The following is an 8,129-nucleotide window of genomic DNA, read 5'->3' as shown; positions in this document are numbered from 1 at the left end:
GCCTATTTAAGTGATGTGCTGAAAAGGTTACCGACACACAAAGTGACCCAAATTGAAGAATTGCTGCCGCACTGCTGGAAACCTAAATTGAATTAAAAAATAGGTATGGGATTCAGCGGACGCTTACGATTACAGAGAGCTACTTAAAAGTAACTTTTCGACGAATTTGTATTTTATTCCAGCTTATAGCCCTGAGTTAAATCGAATCGAGATGGTATGGAAGCAGATGAAATATTATTGGCGAGATTTTCAAGTCATGACAGCTGATAAAATAGAGCAATGGGTGGAGAGAGTATCAAACCAATTCGGAAAAGAATACATGTTTACTTTTTAATGGAGACTTAATAGATTGCCATCTTGAAGCTTCTCCACAATTATATTGATCATCTTCAAATGCATCACTTTCTAAATATAAGGGTATTCCTTCTTCATTGTATTTTTTAGTCTTTAAATAATACTCTTCAGTTAAAAAAATCTGTCTTTTATATTTATCGAAATTCATATTAATCCTAAAATTAATGCCCCGAAGGGCATGTTTTATTTATTCCTCACCATTAAAATACCAGTACACTTCACCCCAATCTGTTTCAGAAAGTGTTGGTAACATTTCACCTCTTAACACATGAACGCGTGAATCTTCTTGTGCAGGGGTTGTCCAATAGCCCGTTTTTGGGGATTTTTCGCCAGCTTTGACTTTTATTACAGTTAGATTCTCTTGGGTTACTTCAGATTGAGTATTATTTTTACGAGCCCATGCAACTATATCTTTAGGATAAAACAAGTGCTTATGTAAGGAACTATCATCTAAGTCTAGTAAATAAACCAAAGCAGCTGCTTCAAAAGACCAATAACCACAATATTTTAGTTCTTCTGCAGGCTCTAAATGACTATTAAACCAAAGTGCATTTTTATTCATTTGATACCAATCAGCTAAGTATTCATCTAAATATTTAACAGCAGTTTCTTTATTATTTTTAACTAGCACATTATCAATCACATCACATAATTTTGAATAACCTAATGCAAATAAATTTCCTTCGTTAAATGTTGGATGTGAAGGATCATTAAGTTTAAAAAATTTATTAATAATTTCATCTTCACACGTATGACTTTCACCCTCACCATTGACTAATGAATGTATACGATCAAATAAATCATTTCGATTTAATAAAAAAGCCAGACCAAGTATATTTAACGTTTCATTTTGAGTTGGAATGACAGAAGGTTTTTTTGACTTATGGAAGATAGCTAAGGCTTCAGATTGTTTTTCAAAACCTTCTATAACTTTTTCAAATAAGGGGATAACTTCCCCTATAGATTTTCCTGCTGTGTATACAAGGTAAAGTAGAAAAGAATAATCATGTGTTATAAGCGTCCAACGCCTATCTTCACCACAATTGTATTGATCATCTTCAAACGTATCACTTTCTTTCCAAAAATCAACGTCTTCTATATAAAAATCATAGGCACTTTTATAATAGTCTTCAGTTAGAAATTGTTGTCTACGTCGTTCTGTAAAATCTAACATTGTTGATTCCTCATTTTAATCATCTAATTTTATTTCGTATAACCATTTTTGGTATTTGCTCGAGTAACTCGATTGTTCAGAGCCTCATCAATTTTAGCTGCACCCCAAAAATTTGATGGTGTATGTTCATTTAGATGCTTTGTATGATCAATAGGTTGCTGATCTTGAATAGAAACGGCTAACGTATTTAAATGCTCCACAGTTTCAGGATGAGCATAATTAAAATAAAGTAAATGACGGCTGTAACTAGGTAGAACTTGTCTTTTTTCTACAATAGATAAGCGTGCTTCAACCCATTTTTCACTCATTTGCTGATTACTCAAATACTTCTGCTTTGGCACAAGTTTCTTTTCAGAACGTTTATCTTTTTTGGCATCAGTCCTTTCTTTATGTCGATCTCTTGTATCTTGTTGCTTATCTAAATCATTCAATAAAGAACCTGGTCCTGTTCCCTTCCCCATACTTAAACTTGCTTTGGCCTCAATCACGGCATAGGTCTTGGTATTCATTATACCAAGATCTTTTTTATCAGACTTCCAAATCGCATCAATTCCTTGATCATGAATTCCTACATGCAGTTTAGTCATTGTGCGTTGTAGTTTTTCATTGGGTTTACTGCCTGAATCATGGGAAACCTTGATTCCTAATTTATTAGCAACCCAATAATCAGCCATATGTTCACCTACACCTCCAACTTCTAAATTAGATAAAACTTTTGAAATATCGGTCTTTGACAGTGTACGGCCTTTAGTGCCTTTGCCATCTCCATTTTGCCCTGTTTTTCCATTGTAAGTCGTACCATGAGCGGAACTATTTTGATGACCATTTCCATTACTGTTTTGTCTTCGATCAGCAGAAGTCTTTGGTACTTTGGATTTCCAATGCAAGACTTTTCTTGCCAACAATTGTATTAGTGATGATATTGAGTTCTCTAAGAAATTAAACGTAAGCTCTATACTTTGATTAACCCAATACTTTGCCCATCTACTATCAATATTATTATTCGAAGCATTAATAGAAGCCTGCTTACCACTTCGAATTAATTCCCTTATTTTCTTATCACTGATTACTTCTGCCAACCATTTTTCAGGATCTCCATGAATTTTACAGTGCGTCATAATAAAACGAATTAATTCAAACAAAATTTCTGGCTTTCTATTGACTATTCTTAGACCTGCTTTGACTCCATCTCCAGGTCCAGGAATAAACCCAATAATACACAACGCAACTTCGAAGTAATGATCATCTGATTTTTCTTGATATAGGTTATAGGATGCTCTAGCTAGATCAGCCACATCAAGTGCAATACCTGCCGGTGAAAAACCTATAGCTATAGCCTGAGTAATTGTTGCGACATCATCTTTATTTAAATCAACCATATAAAAACCTATTTAGTCTTCTAAATCCCAATCTTTTAATAATTCTTCAAGCTCGATCTCATCTTGAGCAGTAAAAGTTTCTAATGCATTATCTTCCAGAACTTCAATTTCAACTTCGCGTTGATCTTCTCCATACCAGACTGTATAAGATTCATTGAGGGGAATATTAGGAATTTTTGCGAAGCCTTTATCATCCAAATGACCTTTAAACTCTTGACCACTTTCAAAAATTACAAGATAAGGTGCATTTTTCATAGGTTCCAAATCAGGCCAATGATAATTCAGCTCTAAAAAGTTCTTTAGATCCCCTAATGCGGGTAAACTGTAATTAACTTGTTGTCCGCCCACAAACTTATGCTGCCCCGCCTTTACCTCAAATTTCGCTGCAGTTGTTGGAAATATTCCTGCACTAGTAATTTTAAGTTGTGACCCACCAGCGGTAAGAATAATTTCCTTTGGACTTTTTATATCAACATTTTCTTCCGTCGAAATAATTTGAATACCCTTTCTTGCAATCAGATCTGCCCCATCACCTTGGGCTTGGATTTCAACTTTGCCTTTGCCTGCATAGGCACGTAATCCCTCTTGTGCTGCAAATAGACTGATCTTGCTTTGTGCATGGGCAATCAAGGATTTTTGACTACTGAGGTTGATGCTATCGCCTGCACTTTGGCTGATCTGTCCATCTGCTGAAAGGTGGATATCTTCCTGACTACTCACAGCAATTGAGTTCGGTGCAGATAAAATCATTAAGGCCTGTTTAAAAGCATCGGCTTTTTCTTTACTGCCTTTTTCGATTTGTCCAAGGAAGTTTTTTAAGTTATCTAAGACTTCAAGTGGGTCAGTTTGTTGATTTTTCGCCACTTCGCTTAAGGCTTTGCTGCTGTTTAAGTTGGCTTCGATTTGTTCTTTCGCGGGTTGTGCATCGAGGTGCATTGCTGCTTGTTGTTGTGGATGTGTGCTGACAAGTAGCCCTTGACCTGCACGCACTGCGCCCCATTGGTCGGTTCTTAGTTCAAAGCCTTCACCTCGACCTTCACTTTCTGCGGCTTCTTTGGGATGACTGAGGTTCCCTAGGTTGAGCTGAGTGGCACCATGGGTACTTTGTAATTGTGTTGAGATTTGTCCAGTCGTGTCATCAAAGCGCAGTTGTCCAAAGCCTTCTCCTTGGACTTCCTTACTTTTAATCCCAGCGAGTTTTTTGGTGTCTGGCAGGTTACCTTTACTATCAAATTGGGTTGGTCTGCGCTGTGCTTCATGTATGCGCCCCACCACAAATGGCCGGTCGATATTACCGTCAAAGAAATCGATGACCACGATTTCATTAATGCGCGGCAAGAATCGTGCGCCATAGCCTTCACCTGCCCAAGGGGTAAGCACATCTACCCATGCTGAGTCCGTATCATTGTCATTGCTGCCAGCACCGCCATCATGGCTATGGTCATCTCCACGGGTAAATAAGAAGCGAACTTTAATACGGCCCCATTCATCAACATGAATTTCTTCACCGCTTGGTCCAACGACTTTGGCACGTTGCGGATGGGTGCTTGGACGATGTTCGAGTGGGTTATATTCAGGAACAGTAGAGATATTACGTCGTTGCAGAATTAAGTTATTGGCTTGGCGTTCTGCTTGTTCTTGAATCGGTTTAATCTTCCACTGGCTTTGTGCAATCAGTTGGTTGACTTGTTCAGTGAGGTCCTTAGGTAAGTTATTTTGGTTATAGAATTTCTTTTCTGTGATTAGAAATTCTTTGTCTGCGCCACTGTGTTGATCGATTTCAGGATGTTCATTTAGTTCAAACCAATAGCCGACTTGTGTATCACGCACGGTCGATTGTGCATTGAATTTTTTCGATTGCAGCTCGTGATATCGCGTTAGGTTTTGATTCAGTTTTTCAATTTGGCTATTGGATGCGGCTGTGGCTTGATCTTCACCGTTTAGGTCTTGCATCCACGCGGGGCTGACATGCCACGCTTGTTCCAAACTTAGGCTAGCATTGTCTTGGTTTTGGCTATGCTGATGTTTACTTTGAACTGAACCTGCGCCTTCTTCTTGGCTGAGGCCATCAGCTTGCCAGCGCTGTACATGGACCGCAGTCGGTTGGATGCTGCGTTCACCAATCAAACTGGTAATGCTGTCTTGTTTTTCTGTAGCACTGGAGCGATGGAAACGAATGTTGCGGCGACTTAGGGCTTGATATTGGCTATTGTCATCAATTAGACGAAGCTTTTGTTTTTCAATTGGGGCTGAGGAATGTGGTACTTTCAGTTGTGCTTCATCAATCAGCCAGTTAATGCCTTCACTACGCCACAGGCGGGTCAGAAAGTCATAATCGCTTTCATTCGATTGCATGATGAAAGGTCGTACATCATAGTTTTGACTTAAACCGCTGAGATCAAGCGTTAGGCTTGCTGCAAAGAGCGGACTTTTGCTTTGCCATTCTTTAAAAATAGTTTCACTGACCTCACGTACCGATTTGTTCATGAATACACGGCTATTGCGGCGTTTATGCCACAGTGATGTTGCATCTTCTAAGGTCAGTTTATACAAGGTAAGTGAACCATCACTCTGGCCTTGGGTGGCTTCGGTAATAATACCCGTGGTGCGGAAGAGTTCGCCCTGATCGGTCACTTGATCAACCGCGACCTGTGAGCCAATAAATTGTTTTAGTGGAATAAGGGCATTGGTGGATAGGCAAATCAAAGTCGCTTGTACGCCTTGGTTTAAGATATGCTCCCCATCAATACGTTGAATAAAAAGCTCTTCATTCAACGCAGGGTTGGAAAATTGCACATGAATGGCACGTTTTTGAGCGGATAGACCCAATTGTTCTAATACAGCAAATATTTTGCCTAACATAATAAAAATTCTAAATTGTAATCATGGAAATAATTTTGCTGCTAGTTTAGTCAAATTCATCAATAAACTTAATGCTTAAAACCATAGAAGATGTTTCGTTATGTAAAATCCACGATTCAAAAATTCACTTAAAAATAAAAAGCGGAGAACCCACTCACTAATTACTTCTTGCATATAAAATATTCACCAAATGGTCTTAGACCATGTACTTGCACCCAACGAACAGCGTCATGCACGCAACTGTAAAAATAGTTTTATCGTCTAATTTAAATCGAGCTTAATGATCAATTTTTTAATATTATCTTTAAAAATAGTAGATTAATTTAAACTCAAGTCAGATTAAAAAACACACAACCCTTTCTTTCCTGTCTTGTAATTCACCTAAGATCCCCTATAATTCAAAAAAAACAAACAAGTCTGTCTATTTTGCTGCAAAAACCGAATGAATTTAGCATTCAGAGGGTAAAAATATAAATGAGAGAAAACGTATAAAACGTTCGAAATTCAAATCATTGACTTAAGCTAACAAAGTGAATGATTTGAACGCACAATTGTCAGCAAAGCGCGATTACCCCAAATAATCGCGCTTTTTATTTTCTTAGAATCTTAAGTCATGTGAAAAAAATTGATGGTTAATCAATACAAATAAGTCGTCGCTAGATTTAAAACCTAGATGCCTACAAACAAATTTTTAAGCAGCCAATTCCAAACGAATTAAGGTTTCAACTCGCTTCCAATAATCTGCTAAATGCACTTGGTTGGGGTCAATTTGGGCTTGGATGGTCATGCCATCCAAAATACTACTCAGAAATGCAGCTAGTTGTTCAGTTTGCTGAATGCCCAGATTTTGCAAAGCAGTACTTAGTTTTGATTTGAGCCAGTCTTTATAATCGATCGCAGGTTGTAATGACGAAGGATAAACTTTAGATATTTCTTCTACTGCTTTTTGAAACATACAACCATTGAAATCTGCAGTATGAAACCAAGCATCGTACCAAGCAAAAATGGTTTTAATATGCGAAAGATGGTCTTCTGGATCACATTCTGCAATAGCAGCTTCAAGTGATTCCTGTAAATTAAGATTTCGAATCACGAGACATTCTTCAATTAATTTGGCTTTAGAGGGGAAATATTTATAAAACGTCATTTTAGCAACGCCCGATTCCCCAATAATTCGATCTATACCAATCGAGTTATAGCTATAAGAATTGAAGAGTTGGAGCGCAACGTTAATGATGTCTTGCTTTTTCGACATTTAATTTACCTGATGCACCAATGGGGCCTAAACATAAAGCTTTCAAGGTAGAAAACCTAATTTTTAAACATGATTTTCGCGCGCTATTGTAAAGCATAACTTAATTGGAGTCTGTAGATAAAACCTCAGCACCCTATTAAATACAGTCTGATTTCAGATGATTTATCGAATTAGCAGTCAGGAAAATTTCGTATAAAACTGACTGCTATTTTAATTTCAACTAGCGATTTAACGACTATTCCTCTGCGTTAAAAACCTTGCTGAAATGAATGCCATTAACGGTGGATTTAAGAGTAAGTATTTAAGAGCAAGGGGTACTCAGAATATTTTTTTGCTTACGCTCTTGCAGTGCTTTTCGAATCACCTGATAACCGCCCGTTAAACCTAAAATTGCCATGATTGCGGCCACAATCAAATCTGGCCATAGACTGCCTGTACCAAATACCCCAACAGCCGCCAAGATCACCGCGACGTTACCAATCGCATCATTACGGCTACATAGCCAAACGGATTGCATATTGGAGTCGCCTTCTCGGAAGGCATATAGGACGTATGCACAGATGACATTAGCGACTAAAGCTAAGATACCAATTATACCCATGGTGATCGGTTCAGGTGCGATCCCATTGGCATAGGCATAGAGCACTTTGGCAATCACCACGATCCCAAACGCTGCCATGACAAAACCTTTCACCAAGGCAACTGTTGCACGCCAATATAAACTGGCGCCAAGCACGGCTAATGAAACCCCATAATTTACAGCATCACCAAAGAAATCCAGCGAGTCCGCCCAAAGCGCAGAAGAATGTGCATAAGCCCCACCAATCAGCTCCACCAAAAACATCATGGCGTTAATGATTAAGGCAATCCAAAGTGCGATACGAAATTTACTGTTGGGTTTGTTTGGTGCTGGCTCATGACTACATGTACATGCCATAAATGTGCTCCAATTTTAAAATCAATGGATTTGTATTACTCTTATAGGACTTACGCACTATTATTTAAAGATTCTCTGTGGTAGCAGATGATTTTTATCGAGAATAAAGTCATCAATGAAGCTTTTGATAATTGGTCTAAATAATTTCTTCTGCCAACGATATACATT

The 8,129-nt window shown here is 38.1% G+C and carries 7 protein-coding genes and 2 pseudogenes; 2 read left to right on the top strand and 7 right to left on the bottom strand.

The annotated features are described in order from the left end of the window. On the top strand, nt 1-96 hold a 96-nt coding region (locus FTT98_RS16665), incomplete at its 5' end, for a transposase domain-containing protein (RefSeq protein WP_151778282.1). A 31-nt stretch (nt 97-127) separates the two neighbouring features. Continuing rightward, nucleotides 128-334 (top strand): annotated as a pseudogene (locus tag FTT98_RS16660) (transposase); the annotation flags it as partial. Here FTT98_RS16660 and FTT98_RS16655 read toward each other — a convergent pair. The 7 genes and pseudogenes from FTT98_RS16655 to FTT98_RS16625 form a co-directional block, all read right to left on the bottom strand. After that, the gene (locus tag FTT98_RS16655) at nt 296-502 is read right to left on the bottom strand and encodes a hypothetical protein (protein ID WP_180177587.1); all 207 of its coding nucleotides are present in this window, start codon (nt 500-502) and stop codon (nt 296-298) included. The pseudogene FTT98_RS16660 and the gene FTT98_RS16655 sit on opposite strands and share 39 nt — an antisense overlap. Nucleotides 503-541: 39 nt before the next feature. Next, entirely contained in the window at nt 542-1,528 is a 987-nt protein-coding gene (locus tag FTT98_RS16650; protein ID WP_180020819.1) for a PoNe immunity protein domain-containing protein, read from the bottom strand. A 29-nt stretch (nt 1,529-1,557) separates the two neighbouring features. Next, complete coding sequence (locus FTT98_RS16645; protein ID WP_180020817.1) at nt 1,558-2,907, bottom strand: hypothetical protein; 1,350 nt, start codon at nt 2,905-2,907, stop codon at nt 1,558-1,560. A 12-nt stretch (nt 2,908-2,919) separates the two neighbouring features. Then, nucleotides 2,920-5,769 (bottom strand): type VI secretion system Vgr family protein, encoded by a 2,850-nt coding sequence (locus tag FTT98_RS16640; protein ID WP_180177589.1) that lies wholly within the window; start codon nt 5,767-5,769, stop codon nt 2,920-2,922. Nucleotides 5,770-6,460: 691 nt separating this feature from the next. Further along, entirely contained in the window at nt 6,461-7,024 is a 564-nt protein-coding gene (locus tag FTT98_RS16635) for a TetR/AcrR family transcriptional regulator (protein WP_168379321.1), read from the bottom strand. Between the two features lie 301 nt (nt 7,025-7,325). Then, the gene (locus FTT98_RS16630; protein ID WP_180177588.1) at nt 7,326-7,961 is read right to left on the bottom strand and encodes a cation transporter; all 636 of its coding nucleotides are present in this window, start codon (nt 7,959-7,961) and stop codon (nt 7,326-7,328) included. A 60-nt stretch (nt 7,962-8,021) separates the two neighbouring features. Further along, a pseudogene (locus FTT98_RS16625) lies at nt 8,022-8,129 on the bottom strand (IS701 family transposase); the annotation flags it as partial.

Origin of the sequence: Acinetobacter sp. YH12039, assembly GCF_013420015.1 — a bacterium.
Classification (GTDB): Bacteria; Pseudomonadota; Gammaproteobacteria; order Pseudomonadales; family Moraxellaceae; genus Acinetobacter; species Acinetobacter amyesii.
This window is presented reverse-complemented; position numbering and strand designations above follow the sequence as displayed.